A 23921-nucleotide genomic window follows, 5' to 3' on the forward strand; every position below is an offset into this window, starting at 1 on the left:
TTAAAATTTATGTCTATTAATATTAGAATTTCTGAAAAGCTAAAGAAGTATATTTATCTCCTTTAGCCCTTCATGAGGTCTAATTCCATGCTGAATACTATACTTAAAATACTATTATTATTTTATTTAAACTCTATAGTTTATTTATTAAACTACTTTTTCTTTCTTCTTATTATAGAAATTCCACCAAGTGCTGAAATCATTCCCGCAACCAGTATTCCTGTTTGTACCATTCCCCCTGTTGCTGGTATATTATTATCTGTTCCTTGATTATTTCCTGGTTTATTTCCACCATCTGGCTTATTTGGGTTTGTTGGTTTATTTCCATTATCTCCATTATTACCTGAACCATCCCCTGGTTTATCTGGATTTGTTGGTTTTTCTGGATCTACCGGCTTATCTGGATCTACTGGCTTATCTGGATCTACCGGTTTATCTGGATCTACTGGCTTTTCAACTAAGTTATTCTTAGCATTATTTAATTTCTTTATTGCATCTTCCACATTTTTATCTGTTGCCTCTTCATCAGCTAATACTTCCTTAGCTTTTTTTAATTCTTCTTTAAGAGCTTTTACACTCTCATCAGTGTACTTAGATAAATCTAATTTTTCTATTTCTTTTATTAAATCTTCTAGCTTAGATTTATCTGCTTTATACCTTAAGTTTAAATAAGCTTCCATTAATTCTTCTAAAGCAGTATCAACCTCAGGTTGCATAGCATCTTCATTATTTAATACTTCTTCAGCATTTTTTAAAACTTCTACTAACACCTTCCAAGTTGATGGTGTATATTCTTTTTCTTCTAATGCTTTTACAATATTAACTGTGTACTCTAACTCTTCCTTATCTCCGCTCTTAAATTCAAGCATATGGATTACAGTCATAAGTCTATCTAATGCAGTATTTACTTGAGCTTGTGTTGAATCAGCATTTTCATATACATTTTTTGCTTCTTTAAGTCTTTCATTAAATTCCTTAACCACTGTTGGAATTACTCCATTAAGACCGCCTTTTTCTATTACGTTATCTCCATACTCTATAGCCATTTGTAATGCTTGTTTATTAATTTTATCTATTGTTGTAACTGTCACTTTTACCTTATCTGAAGCTATGCCATTTGAATTTATAGCTTCTACTTCAAATAAATACTCTGTTTCATCTTTCAGATCAGTAGCTATATATTCCTTCTCAGTAACTGTATCTATTTTCTTTCCATCTCTATAAATGTTGTATTCTATAATGTCTTCATCCTCATTAGAACTCCATGTAAGCTTAACACTGTCAACTTTAATTTCTGAAGCCTTTAAATCAGTAACCTTGCTTGGTTTTTTAACTAATGCGCTCTTTGCTTCATTTAATTCATTTAAGATATTGTTTATTTCCTCTTGAGTTGCATCCTCTTTATCCAAAATATCAGTTGCTAAAGCTAACTTTTCTTCTAATACTTTAAAGCTATCTTCAGTGTAATTATCTTTAGTAAACTCCCTTACTTCATTTACTAACTCTTGCAGCTTACTTTTATCTACTTCTGGTTTCTCTGGCTTTAATACCAAGCCTTCCTTTGCTATTTTTAATTCATTAACTGCTTTTTCTACCTCTTCTGTAGTTGCACTTTCATCAGCTAATACATCTTCTGCTTTCTTTAATTTTTCTTCTAAGACAGATACAGATTCCTCTGTATACTTATCTTTATCTATGCCTTGTACTTCAGTTATCAATTCTTGTAGTTCACCTTTATCTACTGTAACCTTTGCAGGTTCTTTAACAGCTATAAGCTCATGTATTACAGGTTTTACATTACTTATCCAATCAAATTTCACTTCAAAGATATCTTTAAAATCTTTGACATCTATTACGTTGTAACTCTTTGATAGCTTAGATACTTTTTTCCATCCATCAGAAGTTCTAATTGATACATCAGCATTTGATATATTGTCAGCACCTTGAAGCACTACAATTTCTTTAATTTTTTCTTCTTCTGATATTTTATAAGAAAGACTTCCACCATTAAAATCATCTGATTTTGGAGTGTAGAAACTTGCTATGCTTCCATCAATTACATTCTTAATTCCATTCTTTTCAGTACCTTCATGAGTACTTTCAATATTTGGATCTTTATTCTCTGGTTTAGCCTCTCCCTCATTAACCTTTATTTCGTATAATTTCAACCAGTTGCCATGACTCTTTGTGCTTCTTAACCTAACATATCTAGCTTCCTTTCCACCAATATTATCTACTTTAAGGTATCTATGTGGTACTTGATGAGTTGGGAAGTTTTTAGTTATATCTCCTGGATTATTAAATTCATGAACAGTTTCAAAGTTTGTTCCATCAGCTGATATTTCAAGCACCCCTTCTTTAAAGAAGTCAGCACTTCCATCATTAACCCAAACTGATATATCATTGATATTTCTAAATCCACCTAGATCAACTGTAATTTGCTTGCCACTATCTTGATTACCATTAGTCCAAACAAATGTATCTATATCACCATCAAATACATTGTCAAATTTTCCATCATATGGATTACCATAGTTTGTTGTAACTGATGGTTCCACAAATTCAGCAATTCTAACCTTAAGTTTTTCTAGATTAAATTTGACTTCATTATCAGTTTTATTTATAAGTCTTATATATCTTGCACTTCCATACCCTTTATCATCTTTGCTTATTTCTCTCCACTCACTTGTATTCTCAGAAACTTGCAGTGTTAAATCAGTTGTATTTAAAGCCTTTTCAATAGATGATATATTCTTTATTGAGTCTAGCTTTATTCCAAGATATTGATTCTTTGATAAAGTTATTTCTTCATCACTTGATAATGTCGAATTTGAACCTTCTACATTAACCTTAAGTGATTTTAATTCATCTCTATTAGTAAATACACTAGACTTTCCTTCACTGCCATTTATAGTGAACTCTCTTACGGCTGTCCATAAATCTGGCTTTCCTCCTGGAACTCCAGCCTTTACAGCTCTAAGTCTTATGAATCTAGCTTCTATACCTAAATTTTTCTCACTTATTCTTACTTCATTTCTTTCATCACCTATTTGAATCCATTCTTTTCCGTCTACAGAATACTCTAAAACTGCTCTATGGTATCTATCGTGGTCATTATCATTTCTACCTTGTACAATATCTATTTCATTTACAGGTACAACATTTCCAAGATCTAAACCATAATAATCATTATCCTTTTGCACATTTTGAATATACATATATGTGCTTTCATCACCATCTATCATTTTTTCAAACTCATCTTTATCATCATGAGATGTAATTAAACTCTTTATAATCGCTGTCTTATCTAATTTTGCATGAATCTTAGTCTCTACTTTTGATAACATCTCATTTATAAAAGGAATAACTCTCTTTGTTGCAGCCTCAACTGTAAGCTTACTACCATTTATAGTTTCATAAGTAAACATCTTTGAATCTTCAATATTCTTTAATGCCTTTGAATATGATGTCCATGCATCAACTGCATTTCCTTCTTCTTCACTTATCATAGCTTGCATTATATCACTTCCTGCAAGTCCTATCTCTCTTAAGCAATTAAGCCATGGTTTCATTTCATCATATAGATTGAAATTTTTCTCCTCAACAACCTCTGAGAATACATTAACTGCATTAACTATCTTGTCAAACTCACTTTTTAAATTACTTGCATCGCTCTTTATAGCTTCTTCATTATTTAATTTATTTCTTATTGCTTCAAATTCATCTTTTAAATATTCTGATTCACCAACAGTTAATCCATGTCCACTAGGTTCTGGCGTACACATATGACTTGCAATAATATTAAACTCTTCAGCTACCTCTGGAGTAATATATTTAAATGAATCTTTCCAGCTTTCATTTGCGTTAAATTCATCTGTATTCCATGTATAATCTGCAACTGCAAATAACGAAATTTTTGATGCTTCTGCCTGTGCCATAGGGTTTGTTACTATACCTGAAAAATTATCAACTCCAGGTTCCATCATTTCTCCAGGACCAAGAAGTAACCTTGCATTTTTATAATCATTAACTGGCCAATTAAGCCACATATATGGATCTCTTCCATGAGCATCCTTTGGCCATTGAAGAGCATCTTGAGTAACTCTTCCACATACACCATCACCAGTCCACATAATTTCAACATTCTCTGGGAGATCTTTCATAGTTTCTAGATATGGCTTTCCTGAATCTCCAGTCCAGCTTTTATTATAGAAAGGTGGACAGAATATCAATGATTCTGTTCCTTGTTTTTCTTTAACCCAATTAGCTACGTCAGTAACTAACTTTTTATGTTTTTCTCTATCTGTTAATGATTGTGATGTACTTATATCATCTAAGAATAATCCAAACTGCCTAACTCCTATACTGTAAAGCTGATCTAATTTATCTGTTAACTTCTTTAATTCATTTTCGTAATCATTCCAATTAATCATGCTAAATCCCGGGTGAATCGCCCAAACGAAGTTACACTTAGATTCCTTACCTACTTTAACAAGTTCCGCTAATTCATCTAATTTATCCTTTGGGTATAATTCTCTCCATTTGCTATTATGATATGGGTCGTCCTTTGGTGCAAAAATATAAGATGTCATCTTTACTTCTCCGCCAAATTCCATAAGGCTTGCTCTATCTTCATTGCTCCAAGGATGCCCATAAAAACCTTCTATAAATCCTCTATTTTCAGCATCTGCATAATCTTCTATTTGAAGAGTTTTAATAGTTTTGTTTTCTAACTGATTAAATATCATTTTAAGAGAAGCTAGTCCATAAAAAGTTGCGTCAGTATGAGCACCAAGTATAGCTATGACACCTTTTTCTTCTAAATTTTTATCTGCTTTTAAAACATATGCATCATGTTCATCGTATATTTTCTCGTTATAAGAAATTTTCTTCTCATTAAAATAGTTATTAACATATCCTTCTGATCCTCTTACCCCTAGAAGAATATTTGTCACATCGTTTACAATACTGTCTGAAATAGTTCCTTTTATATTGTTTTCTTCTAATATTTCCATTAAGAAATTCTTTGTACTTTCATCAATGTTACCTTCAACTACTATGTTTACATTATCAGTGATTATAAATTCGCCTTCTGTATATGTCTCACTTTGCGGCAATGGATAGATTTCATAATTTTCTTCCTTGGTTACTTGCTTATTTACCTGTGTAGTCTCATTTGATTGTGCTGCTAGAACCTTTAAACTTGAAATATTTGTTGTTATAATCGCTGATAATATCAACAAACTAACTTTTCTTTTCAGCATTAATTTAATCCCCCTCTGATTAAAAAATTTTGATTTATTATTTATATGTCAATGTTTAATAAAGAACTTCTTAATAAAAAAAGCTAAAAAGACATAAGGATATCCTTCTAGCTAAGTACCTGTTAAATAATTGGCACAACTCTAATGCAACTAAATATAAAATTCAAAGTTAGTTTAAAATATTTTTTAATATTTTTAAATATATATTAATATTTCATTAAATATTTCTTACAATACATATATTATTATATATGTTATATTATGTCAATGAATTATTTGTACCTAATCTCAATTTAATTAAAATAAAAAAAGAAATTCTAAAAGTTTAATCCTTCTAGAATTTCTTCTTTATAATTGTTATATTCTAAGCTATTTAAAAATATGAAAATAAAAATTTTACTTTAATTTCTTTTTCATAATTGTTCTCTTCTAAATGTAGCCTTCTTAAAAAGCTCACATAGTATATTTTTATCATTTTCTTCTATAGCTTTTTTCATTTTTATAAGCTCTTCATCAAACTTTTCTATAGTTATTAGTAAGTTCTCTCTGTTTCCTAGAAAAAGTTCACTCCAAAGCTCTTCATTTATATTTGCTATACGTGTTAACTCTCTATAACTATCTCCAATAAAAGAACCTGTATCTCTATCTTTCTCGTCACTATTTATAAGCGATACTGCAATAACATGTGGCAACTGACTTGTAAAAGCTATCATTTCATCATGATATTTTGAACTTATCTTTTTTACACTCTTAAATCCAATATCATAAACTAAATTTTCAACAAGCTCTATGTTCTCCTCCTTATTTCTTTCAATAGGAGTTATTATATAATTTGCCCCATTAAAGACTTTATCATCTGCATAGTCTATTCCCTTTTTTTCTCTTCCTGCCATTGGATGTCCAAAAATAAAATCTACACCATCTGGAAGAATCTTTACTATATCATCTATAAACATTTCTTTAATTCCAGTAGCATCTGTAATTACTGCACCTTCTTTAAAATTGTCTTTATTTTCTTTTATAAAGTTTAAAATAAGCTTTGGATATATTGAGATTATAATAAGGTCTGCACTTTTTAAAATTTGCCTTCCGTCTTCATAACCTTCCTTTATAATTTCCATGTCTTTAGCTTTTTTTAGAGTATTTCTATCTTTATCTATTCCATAAACATCTTTATACCCATTATTTTTTAAAGCCATACCAAAGGAGCCTCCAATGACTCCAAGTCCAACAATTACAATTCTCATATTCTCATTCGCCCCCTATTTAAATAATGGAGTTTTAAAGAATTTTCCCCTCAAACTCTGCTATTTTCTTTATTTTCTCCATTAATTTTTCAAAACTTTCTGGTTTAATTGATTGCTGTCCATCACTTAAAGCATTCTTTGGATCATTATGAACTTCTATCATAAGACCATCAGCCCCTGCCATTATTGCAGCTTTTGCTAAAGGTTCAACTAAGTACCAGTATCCTGCCGCATGACTTGGATCTACTATAACAGGTAGATGGCTTAATCTTTTAACTACTGGAATAGCACTTAAATCTAATGTATTTCTTGTAGCAGTTTCAAAAGTTCTAATACCTCTTTCGCAAAGAATTACATTATCATTTCCACCAGCCATTATATATTCAGCTGCCATAAGCCATTCTTCTATACTTGCTGATAAACCTCTCTTTAAAAGAACTGGTGTCTTTGTTCTACCAACTTGCTTTAAGAGATCAAAGTTTTGCATATTTCTTGCCCCAATTTGTATAACATCAACATTTTCTACAAACTCATCAATATAATCTGTTGACATTAACTCTGTAACTATAGGAAGACCTGTAGCTTCCTTTGCTTTTTTTAATAACTTTAATCCATCAAGTTCTAATCCTTGGAAACTATATGGTGATGTTCTTGGCTTAAAAGCTCCACCTCTTAAGAAATTTGCACCTGATGCTTTAACACTTCTTGCTATTTCAATTATTTGTTCTTCACTTTCAACTGAGCAAGGACCTGCCATTATACCTAGGTTCCCTCCTCCGATTTTGTTTCCTAAAACATCAACTATTGTATCCTCTGGCTTAAATAATCTATTTGCCTTTTTAAATGGCTCTTGAACTTTAACTACTTTTTCTACTCCATCAAATCTTAAAAGTTTATTTGGATCTAATATTGAAGTATCTCCCATAACTCCAACTATTAAATGTGAATCTCCTCTTGATATATTAGTTCTAAGGCCCAATCCTTCTACGCATTTACTTACTTTACTTACTTCTTCCGCCTTTGCATTTGTATTCATAATAATTATCATAAAATATCCTCCAAAATTTCCTGTGTTTTTATTAATACTTCTTAGAAATTCCCGCTATACTTCATATCCTAGTCCTTAGACAACTTTTAATTTATCTATCTATAAATGTATCTTTACATCTTTTAAACAACAAATTCATCAATTCTTATAAATGTCTCTTCATTTTGTTGTAGTCCTTCAATCTTACTCTGGAAAGGAGTTATTTATAAACTCCTTATCGCCCCTTCTTTTACATACTAAAAACCCCTAAAAGTATTTGCCTTCGTAATTCTAAAACCTTTTTCATATACCGATATCTTTTTCTTGGCTTTGACTAATTTATAACCTTAATGCTTTTAATATGCTACTCCTTAATCTTTCCCTTAAGCTTAAATTTTGCTAAATTAATCGCATCTCTTAAAAATCCTTCATTAATAACTTCAACATGTGCTGCTTCTTTGTACTTATAAAACCTCTCATCATAAAGCTTATATAATCTTTCCTTACCATTTTTAAGTAATGGTCTATTAGAAATATCAATGTCTCCTATTATCTTTTCAATAGGTCTATTTATAAATAGGATGATCCCACCTTCTCCTAATATCTCTATATTGATATCTCTTTTAATAACTCCACCACCGGTTGAAATTACGCATCTTTTTTTTGCTATAAGATCTCTACAAGCTTTTGTTTCAAGCTCTCTAAAATCATCTTCTGACTTTGCAAATATCTCTTTTATTGATTTCTCGTTGATTTCTTCGATATATTGGTCCATATCATAAAAGTTATAATTTAATTCTCTAGCTAAAATCTTTCCTATTGTTGTCTTGCCGCATCCTGGCATTCCAATAATAATAATTTTATCTCTCTTTTCCATAACTACTCCTTATTTAAACTTTATAATAAGCCTCTTATATATATCTAGTATAACCTTTTTATCAATACTTCTTTCTTGCCAAATCTCTTCTGCTTTGATAGCTTGACCTACAAGCATCATAAGCCCACCACAAGTAACTTTATTATTTTTAATACCCAATTTAAGAAACTCTGTCTCTAAAGGATTGTATATTAAATCAACTAAAGCATCATAATTTTTAATTATATCTTCTGAAACTGGAGAATCCATAACATTTGGATACATTCCAACTGGAGTCGTATTTATAATAACATCTCCTACAACTTCATCTAAATCTTCATATGTTATAACATCTACTTTGCTCTCATTTTTATATAATTCCTTTTTAGTTCTACTAACTAATTTAATCTCTAAAGCTTCTTCATCTAAAAGATAAGCCACAACTGCTTTACTTGCTCCACCAGTACCTAAAACTGTTACTTTCTTGTCTTTTACAGCTATATTTTTATCTTCTAGCATATATTTAAAACCATAATAATCAGTATTATACCCTAAAAGCTTCCCTTTTTTATTAAAAATTGTGTTAACAGCTCCAATTTCTTTCGCTTCTCTAGAAATTTCATCCAAATCCTTCATTACTATTTCTTTATAAGGAATAGTTACATTCACGCCCTTAATACTCAAGGTTCTTAAAGATTCTGAAAGACTCCCTATATTCTCTTTAGGTATTTCAAATAATCTATAGGCCCCTTCAATATTAAGCTCTTTAAAGATATCTTTGTGAATTTCTGGCGATAAAGAATGAGACAGCTTCTCTCCTACAAGTCCATAAAACTCCATTATTTCACATCCATTCTTTTCTTATACCATCCTAACAACTTAAAATATTCACTACTTTCTTCTATTAATTTAAGAGCTTTTACGACTTCACTATTTTGAAGGTCTCCCTCAAAATCAATATATAAAAAATATTTCCACTTATCATGCTTAGTTGGTCTTGATTCTATTCTTATCATATTTATATTATTTTCTGCAAAATGACTTAAAAGTCTATATAACGTACCTGCTTTATCTTCTAATGAAAATACTATACTTACTTTATTAGCCTCTTCCTCTTTTAATAATTCTTTTCCTATTATAATAAACCTTGTGCAGTTATTTTTCACATTATTTATTTCTTCTTTTATTATATCTAAATCATATATCTTAGCGGCTCTACTACTTGCAATTGCAGCTTTACTTTTATCATTTAAATCTTTAATTAACTTTGCACTTGTTGCTGTATTATGATATGGGATAAGTTTTAAATCACTATACTCTTTTAAGAATTCACTAGTTTGACTAAATCCTTGAGGATGTGAATACACTTCTTTAATATCTTTAAGTTCTGAACCATGTACTCCTATTAAGTGTTGATCTATCTTAATGCTTTCTTCTCCAACTATATAGAACCCATACTTTACTAAAAGGTCATGTACTTCATTTATTCCACCTGTTGATGAATTTTCAACTGGAAGTACTCCATAATTTATCTCACCATTTTTAAGTGCTATAAATACATCTTCAAATTCAGTATAAGCTACTGACTTATTCTCTTCTCCAAAATACTTTAAAAGTGCTTCTTCACTAAAGGAACCCTGAAGCCCTGGAAATCCTATTATATCTTCTTTTGATATAACTCTTCCTTTTACATTAAAGGCATCCTTTGCTCTATTTAGCTTTCTTCCTTGTAACTCTCTAGATACTTCCATCATTCCATTAAAGAATTTCTCTATTTCTTTAGCATAATCTTTATTTTGTAATCTATCTATATTTTTCTTAATTACAACATCTTCTCTGCCCTTATGAAAAATTGGAAGGTTATTTGCTTTTTTATATTCTGCTACCTTTAATACCACATTCATTCTCTTTTCAAATAGTCTTGTAATCTCACTATCTATATCATCTATCTCTTTTCTGTAGCCTTCTAAAGCATCCATCTTTTCTATCTTCCTTTCAAAAGTTCTAAAATTCCAATTGCAGCAACACTTTCTATAACAGGTACTGCTCTTTGTACTATACACGGATCATGTCTTCCTTCAATATTTAACTCTTCATTTCTCTTCTCATCTATATTAATAGTATTTTGTTTCTTTAATATAGAGGCTGTTGGCTTTATAGCTACTCTAAATATTACTGGCATTCCACTTGTAATACCTCCAAGTATTCCACCATTATTATTGCTTCTTGTTTTAACCTTATCTCCATCATAATAAAACTCATCATTAGCTTCTGAACCTCTAAGCTTTGTTATATTAAATCCTTCACCAAATTCAACACCTTTAACAGCCGGAACTGAAAATAATAGATGAGCTAGAGTTGACTCCACTGAATCAAAGAACGGATTACCAATCCCTGCATCTATATTTACAATTGCACATTCTATAATACCACCTACAGAGTCTCCTTCTGATTTTGCAGATAATATCTCATTTCTTATATCATTATCTAAAGCTTTATTTATAAGTGGAAGCTCCATCTTAGGTAATTCTTCTATTAATTCATTACTAACATTTACTAGATTAAATGATTCATCTTCTATAGATCCAATACTCTTTATATGGGATACTATCTTTATTCCATAAGATTCTAAGATTTGCTTACATATAGCTCCACCAAATACAAGTGGCGCTGTAATTCTTCCTGAGAAATGTCCACCACCTCTATAATCATTAAATCCATCATATCTTATATTACCAGTGTAATCTGCGTGACCTGGTCTCATTAAACTTTTAAGTTTGCTATAATCTTTAGATCTTTTATCACTATTTCTTATCATTCCACAAAGAGGAGTACCTGTTGTCTTTCCTTCAAATAGTCCACTTAGAATTTCAATTTTATCTCCTTCTTTTCTTGCAGTTGATAAATTATTTCTACCTGGTGCTCTTCTCTCCATCTCATAATTTATTCTTTCTAAATCAATTTGAAAGCCTGAAGGAAGACCATCTATTGTAAGTCCAATACCTACGCCATGGGATTCTCCAAAAATAGATATTTTTAAATTATTCCCCCAAATTCCACTCATCTACTCTTCCTCCTAACATTTTAAAATCTTCAAAGAAACTTGGATATGATTTAGATACACATTCATAATCTTCTAATATTATCTCTTCCTTGCATCTTGTAGCTGCGATAGCTAGCATCATAGCAATTCTATGGTCTTTATGGCTCCATACATTTACTCCGCCTTTAAATTCATCTATACCGTAAATTATTAATCCATCTTCTTTTTCTTCAATCTTAGCACCTAGCTTTGATAGCTCTAAATTAATTGCACTAAGTCTATCACATTCTTTTATTCTAAGTCTCTTTGCATTTATAATTTCTGTCTTTCCCTCTGAAAGACTTGCAACTACTGAAAGTATAGGAATTATATCAGGGCATCCTTTTGCATCTATAATAGTTCCTTCTAAACTCTTTGAAACTCCAATTATTCCATCTTCATTTCTATTAAAGTAAACTCCCATTCTCTCTAATATTTCTATAACTTCTCGATCACCTTGGAGAGAATTATTATCTAAATCTTTGCATACAACTTTATTTCCTAAAGCATCTGCACATAAGAAAAATGCACCCTGTGAGTAATCTCCCTCAACTCTATATTCTCTTCCTATATAGCTTTGATTTCCTTTTATAATAAACTCTTTATAATCATTATTTTCTATCTTTACTCCAAAGTCAGCTAGTGCTTTTAGAGTTAAATCTATATATCCCTTCGATTCAAGTGGTCCTTTTATAATTATCTTAGAATCACCCTCTAAAAGCGGCAGTGTAAACATAAGTCCTGTTATAAATTGTGAGCTTATATTACCTAACACTTCAAATTCTCCTGAAACTAACTTTCCTTTAGTTTTAAGATCTAATTCACTCTCTTTATATGAGTAATTAATACCTTGCTCTTTAAAAATATTATAATAAATATCTAAAGGTCTCTTTCCAAGATTTCCTCTTCCTATAAATCTATTATTAGAATTACTTAATGAAGCTATCGGAACAAGAAATCTTAAAGTAGATCCTGATTCATTACAATCTATAACTCTTTCTGTAGAAAAATCCTCATTTATATCTAATCCTATTATCTCTAGAACTTGATCCCTTATTTCTATTTTAGCTCCTAAAGCTCTCATTCCATCTATTGTTGCAATTATATCATCTGATAAATCTATATTTGTTATTATACTTTTATCTTTGCTAAGTGCTGCACATATAACTGCCCTATGTGCCATACTTTTTGAAGGAGGAATCTTAGCTACTCCCTCTAACTTATTGTTATATATTTTAAGACTTCCCATTACACGTGTCTCCTTTTATCTAAAGTTCTGTCTAAAGAAATCTATTGTAGTATCATAAATTTCTGCATTACCTATTTCTTTCATGATAATCACTTTAAGTCTACTACCCATGTTCTTTTTATCTAAAGATATTGTTTCAATTATAGCGTCTTTATCTGCTAACTCCACTTCAAATGGAAGACCATATCTAACTAAAATATTTTTAATATCCTCTGAGAACTCTTTCTTTACTAATCCCTTATTCTCTGCAAGTTTTGTAATTAAATACATTCCAATAGCTACACCTTCTCCATGGGTAAATTCTGAGAAACCATAATATTTTTCAATTGCATGACCTAGAGTATGACCAAAGTTTAAAATCATTCTCTCTCCAAGATCTTTCTCATCTCTCTCTACGATGATTCTTTTAATATTGCAGCATGTATATATAATATCTTCTATATACTCCATTACTTCTTCTCTACTATTTAAACTATTTAAAAGATTAAATAAATCTTTATCTCTAATACATCCATACTTTATAACTTCACCCATACCATCTTTATAGAATTTCTCATCTAAAGTATCTAGAACATTTGGGTCAATTAACACTCTCTTTGGTTGATAGAAGCTTCCAACTAAGTTCTTTCCTCTAGGAAGGTCCACTCCAACCTTACCACCAACACTACTATCAACTTGAGATAATAGTGAAGTTGGAATTTGAACAAAGGATACACCTCTTAAGAATGTTGATGCTACAAATCCTCCAAGGTCTCCAACAACTCCTCCACCTAAAGTTATGATTAAATCTTTTCTCGTTAACTTAAAATCAAGTAACTTTTCATAAACTTCTGGAAGTGTCTCAAATGACTTACTCTCTTCCCCTGGTTCTATTGCATATTTCTCTACAATAAATCCACCTTCTTTAAGAGAGGTAAGTACTATATCACCATAATATTTATCCACATTTTTATCTGTAATTATAAATATCTTTTCTCCATTAAATACTTTTCTTATTCTCTTTAGAGTGTCTTTTATAAGTCCTTTCTCTATCTCTATGTTATAGGAGTTTTCTCCTAAATTAACTAATAATTCTTTCACAGTAAAACCTCATTTCAAATTACAGTTTTAAATTAACTATTTATAGTTAGTATTTTTAGTAGCTATAAATAGTTAATTGTTATTGTAAAATTATAAAACTCTTCCCACTGCATTTGCAATAGGTCTAAGTTCTTCTAATAGTTTACCATAAACATCAGGTTTTATGGATTGCTGTCCATCACAAAGAGCATTTGCAGGATCATTATGAACCTCAATTATAAGACCATCTGCTCCAATTGCAACAGCTGCCTTAGCTAAAGGCTCTACCATCCACCATTTTCCTGTTGCATGACTTGGATCAACAACTACTGGCAAATGACTCAACTTCTTAATTGCAGGTATGGCACTTAAATCTAATGTATTTCTTGTATAAGTTTCAAAAGTTCTTATACCTCTTTCACATAAAATTACATTATTATTACCACCAGCCATAATATATTCTGCACTCATAAGTAGCTCTTCAATAGTTGCAGATAAACCTCTCTTTAAAAGTATTGGTTTTCTAGTTTGTCCAAGCTCCTTTAAAAGATCAAAATTTTGCATATTTCTTGCCCCAACTTGTATAACATCAACATCTCTATTAAAAACCTCAACATCATAAGGTGACATTATTTCTGTAACTATTGGAAGATCTGTCTTTTCTCTTGCAAGCTTTAAAAGTTCAAGTCCATCATATTTAAGACCTTGGAAGCTATATGGTGATGTTCTTGGCTTAAAAGCTCCGCCCCTTAAAAAATTCGCCCCAAGTTCTTTAACTTCTTTTGCAATCTCTGTTATTTGAGATTCACTTTCTACTGAACATGGCCCTGCTATCATAGCTAATTTATCTCCACCAATTTCTACTCCATTTACATTAACTATTGTTTTATCTGGATGAAACATTCTATTAGCTTTCTTAAAAGGCTCTTGAACATGCATTACTCTTTCTACATTCCTATTTGCCTCAATTTGAGTAGGATCAAGTTTACTAGTATCCCCAACAAGTCCTAGTATAATAAGATCTTTTCCTATTACAGGATTAACTGATACCCCCTTATTTTCTAATTGCTGCGTTAGCTTTTCAATTTCCTCTTTTTTTGTTTTTGGTTTTAAAATTACTATCATATTTAAGCCCCCTTTATATTTGAAGTTGTATCATAGAAATACTTTAAATAAATTAATATAAGTATCTAAAATTAAATATTAATTTATAATATATTATTGCTTTTCTTTCAAATTGCCCTTTAATACAACTTCTTAACCTTATTTATTGTATAAAAAAAGAGCCCAATCTATGAGCTCTAAATCTAACGTATTTATGAAAACATTATAAAAGTAGTATAAACTTAATTACTCATATCAAAGAATTATATTTTTTTGTGCAAAACAAATAGCCAGCGCCATAATAAAAGCCCCAGAAGCTAAAGTAAAAAAAGCTATAAGATTTTGCTCTTAATTCTTTGATTAATCCTTTCATAATATTCCTCCATAATTATATTTATTTCATTTTTAGTATTTAAAAATGATTTTACCATATTTCCATATTATCGTCACTAATTTTTTAATTATTTTATCTAATTTCTATAAATAAAATAATTTTAATAAATAATTAGGTTTTTAAATTACTATATTAATCCTAATATTATTAATATAGTAATTTAAATATTCCGTTTATATAACAAAATCTATTAATTTCTTATCTTATCACTTTAATTATTACTAAAGGATTGGGGCAAGTAATCTTACTATAGATTCCATTATCTTTTGTCCTCTTGGTCTATTTACAAAATGTTCTAATTTAACTTCAGTTGATTCCTGTAAATCTTTCATAAATTGCTCTTCACATATTTTTGATTCATTTTCATCAAAAATGAATGCATTAACCTCAAAATTTAAATAAAAACTTCTCATATCCATATTAGCTGTTCCAATACTTACAACAGAACTATCTACAACTAAAGTTTTAGCATGAATAAATCCATTTTCATAATAATATACTCTCGCTCCAGCCTTTAAAAGTTCTCCGATGTATGAATCTGCTGCCCATTTCATAAACTTATGATCTGGCTTTCCTGGTACAAGTATTCTAACATCTACACCTGATAATGCTGATATTCTTATAGCTTCAAGGATTGGCTCATCTGGTATAAAGTATGGTGATGTTAAGTATACATTTTTCTTGGCATTATTAATCATTTTAAGATATGCATTTTTAATATACTCTTCATTGTGGTCAGGTCCACTTGTTACTATTTGAACTCCAACATCCCCTTCTTTATATTCTTTTTCAAGCATAAACTTGCTAAAGTCTTCTATATCTTCTTCTGATGCATAACACCAATCCAAAAGGAATCTTTCATTTAAATCATTAACTGCATTTCCTTTTATTCTTATATGAGTATCTCTCCAAAATCCTATCTTCTTATCTCTATTTATGTACTCATCTCCAACATTAAATCCCCCTACATAACCATATTTACCATCAATAACTACTATTTTTCTATGGTTTCTATAATTTACACGAGTATTTACATGTGGAAGCATACCTGGGAAAAATATTGCAAACTGTCCACCAAGCTCTAGAAATTTCTTAAGTTTCTTTTTAGTCACAGTATATGATCCCATACTATCAACTAATAGCCTAACCTCAACCCCATGAGCTAATCTTTCTTCAAGTGCTTCAATCACTTTAGCTCCTATAAAGTCCTTTCTAAAAATATAATATTCAATATGGATATACTTCTTGGCATTTTTTATATCCTCTAATAATGCTTTAAACTTATCTTCACCATTTACATAAATATCAATTTCATTTCCTATGGTATATCTTGCACCGCTATTGTTATAGTTCATCTTTCTAAGATCTAAGAATTGTTCCCCACCATCATGGCCACTATTATCATTTAAAATTTCATTCATTTCTTTCTTCTTATGAACATCATTTATAATCTTCCCTCTAAATAACTTTTGTCTACTAAAGTTTTGTCCAAGTATTATATAAATTATAAATCCAATACCGGGTAATACTAAAAAAATCAAAAGCCATGCCCATGTTGTTGTAGGATCTTTTCTTTCTATAAATATTAAAGAAAAAGCTAGAATAGTATTTAATAATAAAACTAAAATTGTTATAAATACAAATAAACTCATATAAGCACCCCCTCTTTATAATTACTTTTATTTGTGATTTCTTTCATCATTTTGTATATTCTTTCCCTTTTTACATATTTTATTTCTTAATTATATTACCTTTTAAATAGCTACGCAATTAAATACTTCTCTAACTTTGTAAAAGTAATATTAATTATTAATGGTTTGTACAACTTATAAAAAGATAAGGTATAGAACCTCCATCCTATACCTTATCTTATATTACTATGCTAATTTTACTATTGTTATTTTAGTTAAACAGAATTTTAAGGAACACTTGCTTCCATTTATAAGCTCTATAGCTACATCCTCGCAGTCACAATCTGAAACATTTACTACTGCTGTACCTGAAAGATTTACAAAGGTTCCACTCTTTACTATATCTCCTGCTGCTATACTGAAAGTTTCTCCACCTACGCATAGTTTCAATTCTGCAAGAGCGCAACTCTCTCCTGATACAGTTGCACCAAAGTTAATTAAATAAGTCCCTTCTTCTACTCTTATATCAGAACATCCTTCTTTATGCTTTATAGAATCACCATTTATAGTTACATTATTTGCTAATGGAATTTCAGCTTTACTTGAAATCATTTGACAAGAATTTGATACTATATAAGCATTTTCATCAGTTACTGAAGATCCACAATCACCCTTTGGCCCTCTTGGTCCTTCTGGTCCTCTTGGCCCCATTGGTCCACATGGTCCCATTGGTCCTTCTGGTCCTTCTGGTCCTTCTGGTCCTTCTTCTCCTTCAATTCCCCTTGGTCCCATTGGTCCTACTGGTCCCATCGGTCCCATTGGTCCCATTTTTCCTGTATCACCTTTTGGTCCACATGGTCCCATTGGTCCTTCTGGTCCTTCTGGCCCTTCTGGTCCTTCTGGTCCTTCTGGTCCTTCTTCTCCTTCAATTCCCCTTGGTCCCATTGGTCCTACTGGTCCCATCGGTCCCATTGGTCCCATTTTTCCTGTATCACCTTTTGGTCCCTCTGGTCCTCTTGGTCCTTCTGGTCCTTCTGGTCCTTCTGGCCCTTCTGGTCCTTCCGGTCCCATTGGTCCTTCTGGCCCTTCTGGTCCTTCTGGTCCTTCTGGTCCTTCTGGTCCCATCGGTCCTCTTGGCCCCATTGGTCCCGTTGGTCCTTCTGGTCCCATTGGTCCCTCTGGTCCTTCTTCCCCTTCTGGTCCCATTGGTCCCTCTGGTCCCATTGGCCCTTGTAATCCTCTAGGTCCTGTTAAACCTTGTAGCCCTTCTGGTCCTTGTTCTCCCTTTGGTCCTTCCGGTCCTTCATCTCCTGGTTCTCCTTGCTCACCTCTTGGTCCTTGTGGTCCCCTTGGTCCCGTTGGTCCTGTTGCTCCTGTTTCCCCTCTCTCACCTTTTGGTCCTCTTGGCCCTGTTGGACCCATTGGTCCCTCTGGTCCTTCTGGTCCTTCTTCTCCTACTTCTCCTTGTGGACCTTGTGGTCCTTGCTCTCCTCTAGATCCCTTTGGTCCTTCTTCTCCTCTAGGTCCCTCTGGTCCCCTTGGTCCTTCTGGTCCTTCTTCTCCTTGTTCTCCCATTTCACCTTGAACACCTTGTGGCCCTCTTGGTCCTGTTGGTCCTGTTGGTCCTGTTGGCCCTTTTGGTCCTGTTGGCCCTTCTAATCCCATTTCTCCTTTTGGTCCTATTGGTCCTCTTGGTCCTGTTGGTCCTGTTACTCCTTGTAGTCCTCTATTACCCATAGGTCCTACTGGTCCCATCGGTCCTTCCGGTCCTTCCGGTCCTTCTTCCCCTCTTGGCCCTTGTGGTCCCCTTGGTCCAACTTCACCTTTGCATCCCATTGGCCCTTGTGATCCTTCCGGTCCTCTTGGTCCCCTAGGTCCTGGTGGACAAATTTTGCATTCATCTTTACATTTTACACTTAGTGTTGGTCCACTATGTCCTCTTGAAGATATGAATACAATCTCACCTTCTTCTTTTAAAGATGCTATTATTGTTATACCATTATTTTTAATTTTCCCTCTTATCCATGACTTAACAAGTTCAGATATATCAATACTTATATATCTGCCTTCACACTTATCGTCAATAAATATATTTTTTCTAAATAATTTAGCTTTAGGAGCATTTTTATAATTAACATCACAAACATCATAATCATCTAAATTATATAAAATATCAATGAATATTCCTTTATCTTTACATGAATTAACCTTTTTTACATAAAGCTTAAGTTCAGCTTCTGAAACCTTACATCCACATAAGCATTCTCTTAAATCAAATTTCATAAGAGAATTGTCATATTCACATTTACAATCGTCCTCATCACCTTTTGAAACTACAAGAACCTTTTCTTTTGAAAAATTCTTATCTGGGTAACTAGAGGAAATAAAAGTATCATCTTTGGTCTTAATATTTTTATCGCTCAAAAAATCACCGCCTTTTAATAGTCATTACATTATATTCTTAAATTTTCACTTTGCTATCATAAAAGGTGAATTTTTGACATTTTTATATATCCCAGCTTAATATTGTCTTTAACTTCTTAGCTTTTAAATTTCTTCTCTCCATTTCTTGAGTTAAATATTTTCTATTATACTCAATCTTATCTTTTGGTGCTGAATATAAGTTCGCTAATTCATTATAATAATAGGACTTTTCTATATCTCCGATAGTTGAATAGTATACACAAAGCTCTAGTGCTGGAAACCATGTTGAATATATATTATTATTGAATCCCATATTTTTTTTATCTTCATCTAGGTTCATTGCAGCCTTTAGATAAATTACTCCTTCATCATACATACCTTTCCCCTTAAAACACTCTGCAAGTAAACAAAGCATCTCACTATTTGGAGAATATTTCTTAAAAGAATTAAAAATTAATTCTATTTTTTCATCATCATTTCCACCAGATATATTAAGGACTCTAACTAAATTTATAGTTCCTCTTTTAAAATCCTCTGACCATAAATCCTCTTTTGATAAAACTTCCCTATATTTTTTTATGGCATCATCATATAATCCATTATCATAAAGTTCATTTGCATAATAGAAAAGATCTCTTGTTGTAAATTTTTCTCCTCTTTCTTCCATTCCACTAAATATTAAAAAATTTCTATTAGTATGAGCTTTTTGTTTGTCATGATTTATTGTTATATCACTTTGAATTATATTTCCATAAACATTCAAAAACTCATGAACTTTTCCAACCCATTTATAATTATTTGCTCTTTTAACTAATCTATTTCTTTTAAGGGAATAAGTTGTCTTTCCCTCTGAATCTCTAACTAGTGAATAATTCATCATTACAGAGTCAACACTATTATCTAAATTTTCTTTCAAGTCAATTAACATATTTATATTTTCTTCATCAATAAAGTCATCAGCATCAAGCCACATTATATATTCTTTACTCGCTTTACTAAATGCATAATTTCTCGCTTTTTCAAAATTATCTTCCCACTTAAAGTCATATATTTTACATCCAAATGATTTTGCTATTTCCTTTGTATTATCTGTAGAACCTGTATCTACAATTATAATTTCATCCACAACATCATTGATACCACCTAAGCATCTTCCTAATGTTTTTTCTTCATCTTTTACTATCATGCATAAACTTATGCTTATCATCTAAACTTCACCTCTACAAAACTATAATTTTACCTATTATATTGTATAGGTGTATTTTATAATGGTGATTATAACCTCAAGCTAAAACAATCTTTTTAATTAATAATATTAGAATATAATAAAAAATACCTAGAGAATTTAATTCTCTAGGTATTTTACGTAAGCTATATTCGTGAATATTAAGCGAAGTATCTATCTAATAATCCTTTAAATGCTCTACCATGTCTAGCTTCATCTTTACACATTTCATGTACTGTGTCATGGATTGCATCTAAGTTTAATTGTTTAGCTAAAGTTGCTAAATCTTTCTTTCCTTGGCAAGCTCCAAATTCTGCATCTACTCTCTTTTGTAAGTTTGTCTTTGTATCAGCATCAACAACCTCTCCTAAAAGTTCCGCAAATTTTGCAGCGTGTTCTGCTTCTTCAAAAGCAATTCTCTTATATGCTTCAGCTACTTCTGGGAATCCTTCTCTATCAGCTTGTCTTGACATTGCAAGGTACATTCCAACTTCTGTACATTCTCCCATAAAGTTTGCTTGTAATCCTTCTACAACTCTTGGATCTACGTCTTTTCCAGCTCCGATTCTGTGCTCGTCAGCCCAAGCCATTTCTCCAACTTGTTCCTTAAATTTATCAGCACCTACTCCACATACTGGGCATTTTTCTGGTGCAGTTTCTCCTTCATGAATATATCCACATACTAAACATACAAATTTTTTCATATTTAATCTCTCCTCTTTCTTACACACATTTTTTATATTTAACTTTTTAAAATTCTAATTTATTAAACTTTGTTTTGGTTTGTTTTGTTCTTCTATAATCATTATTATATAATAATAATTATCCGTTGTAAACACTTTTTTTATAATTTTTTTAATTTTATTCTTGCCTAAATTATGCACCTTTAAATAATACCCATATTTCAATATTTTTATTTATGTAATTTAAAAATATAAATTCATATTTAATGTCTATTTTATCTATTATTTTAGTTTCTATGAGCTATATGTATATTTATAACAAAATTTGATGTATTATATTATTGAATATATTTTATGGAGGTATTACATATATATGGATAACAAAAAAAGATCCAATTCAAAAAAGCAATTATATAGGAAAAAACAGATTAAAAAAAGAAGAATTCTAAGAAATAGAATTCTATTCTTTGGATTATTATTTATAATGATAGGAGGAATAGGCTACATTATACATAATTATACTTCCTCAAAAACTCCTAAATCCACTGAAGATAACTCTAAAACTACACCTCAAGCTGAAACTCCTAAAAAGGAAGAAACTCCACCTAAAAAGGAAGAAATATTACTTACAGCAGCAGGTGATTTTACTTTAGGTACAGATACTTCCTTTGATAAATCAACTAGCCTTCCAGCAGCAGTTAGCGCATCTGGAAATAATTATTCTTATCTTCTTAAAAATGTAAAAGATATCTTTGAAAATGATGATTATACTCTTGTTAATTTAGAGACTACATTTACTAATAGTACTAATAAATTAGATAAAGGACATGCAATCCAATTTCATTTTAAAGGTCCATCTGAATTTGCAAAAATTTTAACTTCATCTTCTATAGAAGGTGTCACTGTTGCAAATAACCACATATATGATTATGGTAAGGAAGGATTTAATGATACTATTAATACTTTAAAAAACAATAAAGTTGATATAACTGGTGAAGGATATGTGATAGAAAAGGAAATTAAGGGTATCAAATTTGGTTTTTTAGGTTATCAAGCTTGGGATAATGGACAAAAAATTAAAGATCAAATATCTAAAGATATAAAAACTCTTAAAGATAAAGGAACACAAGTTATTATTCCATATTTTCACTGGGGAATAGAGAAAGATAGTAAACCATCAGAATACCAAATTGATTTAGCACACTTCGCTATTGACTCTGGTGCCTCAATGGTTCTTGGTTCACACCCTCATGTAATTCAGACAATTGAAAATTATAAAGGAAAGCTTATTGCATACTCTCTATCTAATTTCTGTTTCGGTGGAAATTCTAATCCTGCAGATAAAAGAACATTTATTCTTCAATCAAAGTTTAACTTTGAAGGGGATACTCTTAAGGATATTGAATATAAAGTTATTCCAGCTACTATATCATCAGTATCAAATAAGAACGATTATATTCCAACTGTAGCCACTGGTGAAAAAGGAAAAACAATTTTGAATTATATAAATAGCTTATCACCTACCCTTAAAGGTTCTATAAGCGATTCTTATTTTAAGCTTCCAAAAAGCTCATAAAAATTTATAAGTTTTAAAGGCAAACAAAAAAGACTATAGATTGATCTATAGTCTTTTTTAGAAAGCAGAAATTATCTGTTGTTTCTTTGTTGTTTTCTAGCTCTTCTGCAGTCTGGGCATCTTACTGGTTCGTTATCGAATCCTTTTTCTTTGTAGAATGCTTGCTCTCCTTCTGAGAAGATGAATTCCTTACCGCAATCTTTACATACTATTGTTTTATCCATTCTAATTCCTCCTGTTTAAAGACTTCATTAAAACTTATAAATTCTCTAAAAGGAGAAAATTATAACTTAACTATCTTTAATCATTTTTTTGTATTTCTACCATTTCATAGTACCAAAAACGTTTTAATAAATCAAGTATTTTAATAAAATTTAACACTTTTTTGGTAAATATAGAAAGGAGCATAGATATAATCTATGCTCCTCTTATTTCAAGAAACTATCTGTTGTTTCTTTGTTGCTTTCTAGCTCTTCTGCAGTCTGGGCATCTTACTGGTTCGTTATCGAATCCTTTTTCTTTGTAGAATGCTTGTTCTCCTTCTGAGAAGATGAATTCCTTACCGCAATCTTTACATACTAATGTTTTATCCATTCTAATTCCTCCTGTTAAAGACCTAATTAATACTTATAAATTCTCTAAAAGGAGAAAGTTATAATCTAATTATCTTTAATTTATAATTTTTTTGTATTTCTACTATTTCATTTTATCAAATATCTATTTAAAAATCAAGTATTTTTATAAATTTTAATAAAAAAAGAGATGTACATTACATACATCTCTTTATTTTAAGAAACTATCTGTTGTTTCTTTGTTGCTTTCTTGCTCTTCTGCAATCTTGGCATCTTACTGGTTCGTTATCGAATCCTTTTTCTTTGTAGAACGCTTGTTCTCCTTCTGAGAAGATGAACTCTTGACCGCAATCTTTACATACTAATGTTTTATCCATTCTAATTCCTCCTGTTAAAGACTTCATTAAAACTTATAAATTCTCTAATAGGAGAAAGTTATAATCTAATTATCTTTAATTTATTTTATTTTGTATTGCTACTCTCTTATAATAACAGATACTTCAATTAATTGCAAGTATTTTTAAAAAA

Annotated in this window: 18 protein-coding genes; 1 reads left to right on the plus strand and 17 read right to left on the minus strand. The window is 30.9% G+C overall.

Translation table 11 applies throughout. The features are described from left to right. Nucleotides 1–152: 152 nt before the first annotated feature. The 14 genes from ACQPUW_RS10365 to ACQPUW_RS10430 form a co-directional block, all read right to left on the minus strand. The gene (locus ACQPUW_RS10365) at nucleotides 153–5264 is read right to left on the minus strand and encodes a beta-N-acetylglucosaminidase domain-containing protein (protein ID WP_430837418.1); all 5112 of its coding nucleotides are present in this window, start codon (nucleotides 5262–5264) and stop codon (nucleotides 153–155) included. A 413-nt stretch (nucleotides 5265–5677) separates the two neighbouring features. Continuing rightward, nucleotides 5678–6511, minus strand: a complete 834-nt coding sequence (locus ACQPUW_RS10370; RefSeq protein ID WP_430837419.1) for a prephenate dehydrogenase — start codon at nucleotides 6509–6511, stop codon at nucleotides 5678–5680. Between the two features lie 34 nt (nucleotides 6512–6545). Next, nucleotides 6546–7559, minus strand: a complete 1014-nt coding sequence (aroF, locus tag ACQPUW_RS10375; RefSeq protein ID WP_430837420.1) for a 3-deoxy-7-phosphoheptulonate synthase — start codon at nucleotides 7557–7559, stop codon at nucleotides 6546–6548. Nucleotides 7560–7902: 343 nt separating this feature from the next. Continuing rightward, nucleotides 7903–8415 carry a shikimate kinase gene (locus tag ACQPUW_RS10380; protein ID WP_430837421.1) on the minus strand — a complete coding sequence of 171 codons (513 nt, stop codon included), beginning with the start codon at nucleotides 8413–8415 and terminating at the stop codon, nucleotides 7903–7905. Between the two features lie 9 nt (nucleotides 8416–8424). After that, nucleotides 8425–9234 carry a shikimate dehydrogenase gene (gene aroE, locus ACQPUW_RS10385; protein ID WP_430837422.1) on the minus strand — a complete coding sequence of 270 codons (810 nt, stop codon included), beginning with the start codon at nucleotides 9232–9234 and terminating at the stop codon, nucleotides 8425–8427. Next, on the minus strand, nucleotides 9234–10373 hold the full coding sequence (gene pheA, locus ACQPUW_RS10390; RefSeq protein WP_430838084.1) for a prephenate dehydratase: 1140 nt from the start codon (nucleotides 10371–10373) through the stop codon (nucleotides 9234–9236). Before pheA ends, aroE begins: the two co-directional genes overlap by 1 nt. 5 nt (nucleotides 10374–10378) lie before the next feature. Continuing rightward, nucleotides 10379–11458 carry a chorismate synthase gene (gene aroC, locus ACQPUW_RS10395; protein WP_430837423.1) on the minus strand — a complete coding sequence of 360 codons (1080 nt, stop codon included), beginning with the start codon at nucleotides 11456–11458 and terminating at the stop codon, nucleotides 10379–10381. Next, nucleotides 11436–12725: a 3-phosphoshikimate 1-carboxyvinyltransferase gene (gene aroA, locus ACQPUW_RS10400; protein ID WP_430837424.1), complete on the minus strand. Its 1290-nt coding sequence runs from the start codon at nucleotides 12723–12725 to the stop codon at nucleotides 11436–11438. Before aroA ends, aroC begins: the two co-directional genes overlap by 23 nt. Nucleotides 12726–12740: 15 nt before the next feature. Next, on the minus strand, nucleotides 12741–13805 hold the full coding sequence (gene aroB, locus ACQPUW_RS10405; protein WP_430837425.1) for a 3-dehydroquinate synthase: 1065 nt from the start codon (nucleotides 13803–13805) through the stop codon (nucleotides 12741–12743). Between the two features lie 90 nt (nucleotides 13806–13895). After that, nucleotides 13896–14909 (minus strand): 3-deoxy-7-phosphoheptulonate synthase, encoded by a 1014-nt coding sequence (aroF, locus tag ACQPUW_RS10410; RefSeq protein ID WP_430837426.1) that lies wholly within the window; start codon nucleotides 14907–14909, stop codon nucleotides 13896–13898. Between the two features lie 594 nt (nucleotides 14910–15503). Beyond that, the gene (cls, locus tag ACQPUW_RS10415; protein WP_430837428.1) at nucleotides 15504–16934 is read right to left on the minus strand and encodes a cardiolipin synthase; all 1431 of its coding nucleotides are present in this window, start codon (nucleotides 16932–16934) and stop codon (nucleotides 15504–15506) included. Between the two features lie 225 nt (nucleotides 16935–17159). Beyond that, nucleotides 17160–19337 (minus strand): DNRLRE domain-containing protein, encoded by a 2178-nt coding sequence (locus tag ACQPUW_RS10420; RefSeq protein WP_430837429.1) that lies wholly within the window; start codon nucleotides 19335–19337, stop codon nucleotides 17160–17162. Between the two features lie 82 nt (nucleotides 19338–19419). Then, complete coding sequence (locus ACQPUW_RS10425) at nucleotides 19420–20544, minus strand: glycosyltransferase (RefSeq protein ID WP_430837430.1); 1125 nt, start codon at nucleotides 20542–20544, stop codon at nucleotides 19420–19422. A 179-nt stretch (nucleotides 20545–20723) separates the two neighbouring features. Further along, nucleotides 20724–21266 carry an NADH peroxidase gene (locus ACQPUW_RS10430; protein WP_430837431.1) on the minus strand — a complete coding sequence of 181 codons (543 nt, stop codon included), beginning with the start codon at nucleotides 21264–21266 and terminating at the stop codon, nucleotides 20724–20726. Between the two features lie 352 nt (nucleotides 21267–21618). Here ACQPUW_RS10430 and ACQPUW_RS10435 point away from each other — a divergent pair, with 352 nt between their 5' ends. Further along, nucleotides 21619–22821, plus strand: coding sequence for a CapA family protein (locus tag ACQPUW_RS10435; RefSeq protein ID WP_430837432.1), 1203 nt, complete (start codon nucleotides 21619–21621; stop codon nucleotides 22819–22821). Nucleotides 22822–22892: 71 nt separating this feature from the next. Here the strand turns inward: ACQPUW_RS10435 and ACQPUW_RS10440 are convergent, their stop codons facing one another. From ACQPUW_RS10440 to ACQPUW_RS10450, 3 genes are all read right to left on the minus strand, one after another. Beyond that, a complete protein-coding gene (locus ACQPUW_RS10440) occupies nucleotides 22893–23045 on the minus strand; it encodes a zinc-ribbon domain-containing protein (protein WP_204596206.1) in 153 nt (50 codons plus the stop codon). Between the two features lie 217 nt (nucleotides 23046–23262). Then, nucleotides 23263–23415 carry a zinc-ribbon domain-containing protein gene (locus ACQPUW_RS10445; RefSeq protein WP_204596205.1) on the minus strand — a complete coding sequence of 51 codons (153 nt, stop codon included), beginning with the start codon at nucleotides 23413–23415 and terminating at the stop codon, nucleotides 23263–23265. 202 nt (nucleotides 23416–23617) lie between these two features. After that, a complete protein-coding gene (locus ACQPUW_RS10450; protein ID WP_204596204.1) occupies nucleotides 23618–23770 on the minus strand; it encodes a zinc-ribbon domain-containing protein in 153 nt (50 codons plus the stop codon). Nucleotides 23771–23921 lie beyond the last annotated feature (151 nt).

This window comes from Clostridium sardiniense (assembly GCF_050584765.1).
GTDB classification, from domain to species: Bacteria; Bacillota; Clostridia; order Clostridiales; family Clostridiaceae; genus Clostridium; species Clostridium sardiniense_A.

Excerpts from the sequence above, each read along its gene's own strand:
- ACQPUW_RS10370 (WP_430837419.1), bottom strand. The coding sequence starts at position 6,511 with ATGAGAATTGTAATTGTTGGACTTGGAGTCATTGGAGGCTCCTTTGGT.
- ACQPUW_RS10435 (WP_430837432.1), top strand. The coding sequence starts at position 21,619 with ATGGATAACAAAAAAAGATCCAATTCAAAAAAGCAATTATATAGGAAA.
- ACQPUW_RS10430 (WP_430837431.1), bottom strand. The coding sequence starts at position 21,266 with ATGAAAAAATTTGTATGTTTAGTATGTGGATATATTCATGAAGGAGAA.
- aroA (WP_430837424.1), bottom strand. The coding sequence starts at position 12,725 with ATGGGAAGTCTTAAAATATATAACAATAAGTTAGAGGGAGTAGCTAAG.
- aroC (WP_430837423.1), bottom strand. The coding sequence starts at position 11,458 with ATGAGTGGAATTTGGGGGAATAATTTAAAAATATCTATTTTTGGAGAA.
- ACQPUW_RS10440 (WP_204596206.1), bottom strand. The coding sequence starts at position 23,045 with ATGGATAAAACAATAGTATGTAAAGATTGCGGTAAGGAATTCATCTTC.
- aroF (WP_430837420.1), bottom strand. The coding sequence starts at position 7,559 with ATGATAATTATTATGAATACAAATGCAAAGGCGGAAGAAGTAAGTAAA.
- ACQPUW_RS10425 (WP_430837430.1), bottom strand. The coding sequence starts at position 20,544 with ATGATAAGCATAAGTTTATGCATGATAGTAAAAGATGAAGAAAAAACA.
- cls (WP_430837428.1), bottom strand. The coding sequence starts at position 16,934 with ATGAGTTTATTTGTATTTATAACAATTTTAGTTTTATTATTAAATACT.
- ACQPUW_RS10365 (WP_430837418.1), bottom strand. The coding sequence starts at position 5,264 with ATGCTGAAAAGAAAAGTTAGTTTGTTGATATTATCAGCGATTATAACA.
- aroE (WP_430837422.1), bottom strand. The coding sequence starts at position 9,234 with ATGGAGTTTTATGGACTTGTAGGAGAGAAGCTGTCTCATTCTTTATCG.
- ACQPUW_RS10445 (WP_204596205.1), bottom strand. The coding sequence starts at position 23,415 with ATGGATAAAACATTAGTATGTAAAGATTGCGGTAAGGAATTCATCTTC.
- aroF (WP_430837426.1), bottom strand. The coding sequence starts at position 14,909 with ATGATAGTAATTTTAAAACCAAAAACAAAAAAAGAGGAAATTGAAAAG.
- ACQPUW_RS10380 (WP_430837421.1), bottom strand. The coding sequence starts at position 8,415 with ATGGAAAAGAGAGATAAAATTATTATTATTGGAATGCCAGGATGCGGC.
- pheA (WP_430838084.1), bottom strand. The coding sequence starts at position 10,373 with ATGGATGCTTTAGAAGGCTACAGAAAAGAGATAGATGATATAGATAGT.
- ACQPUW_RS10450 (WP_204596204.1), bottom strand. The coding sequence starts at position 23,770 with ATGGATAAAACATTAGTATGTAAAGATTGCGGTCAAGAGTTCATCTTC.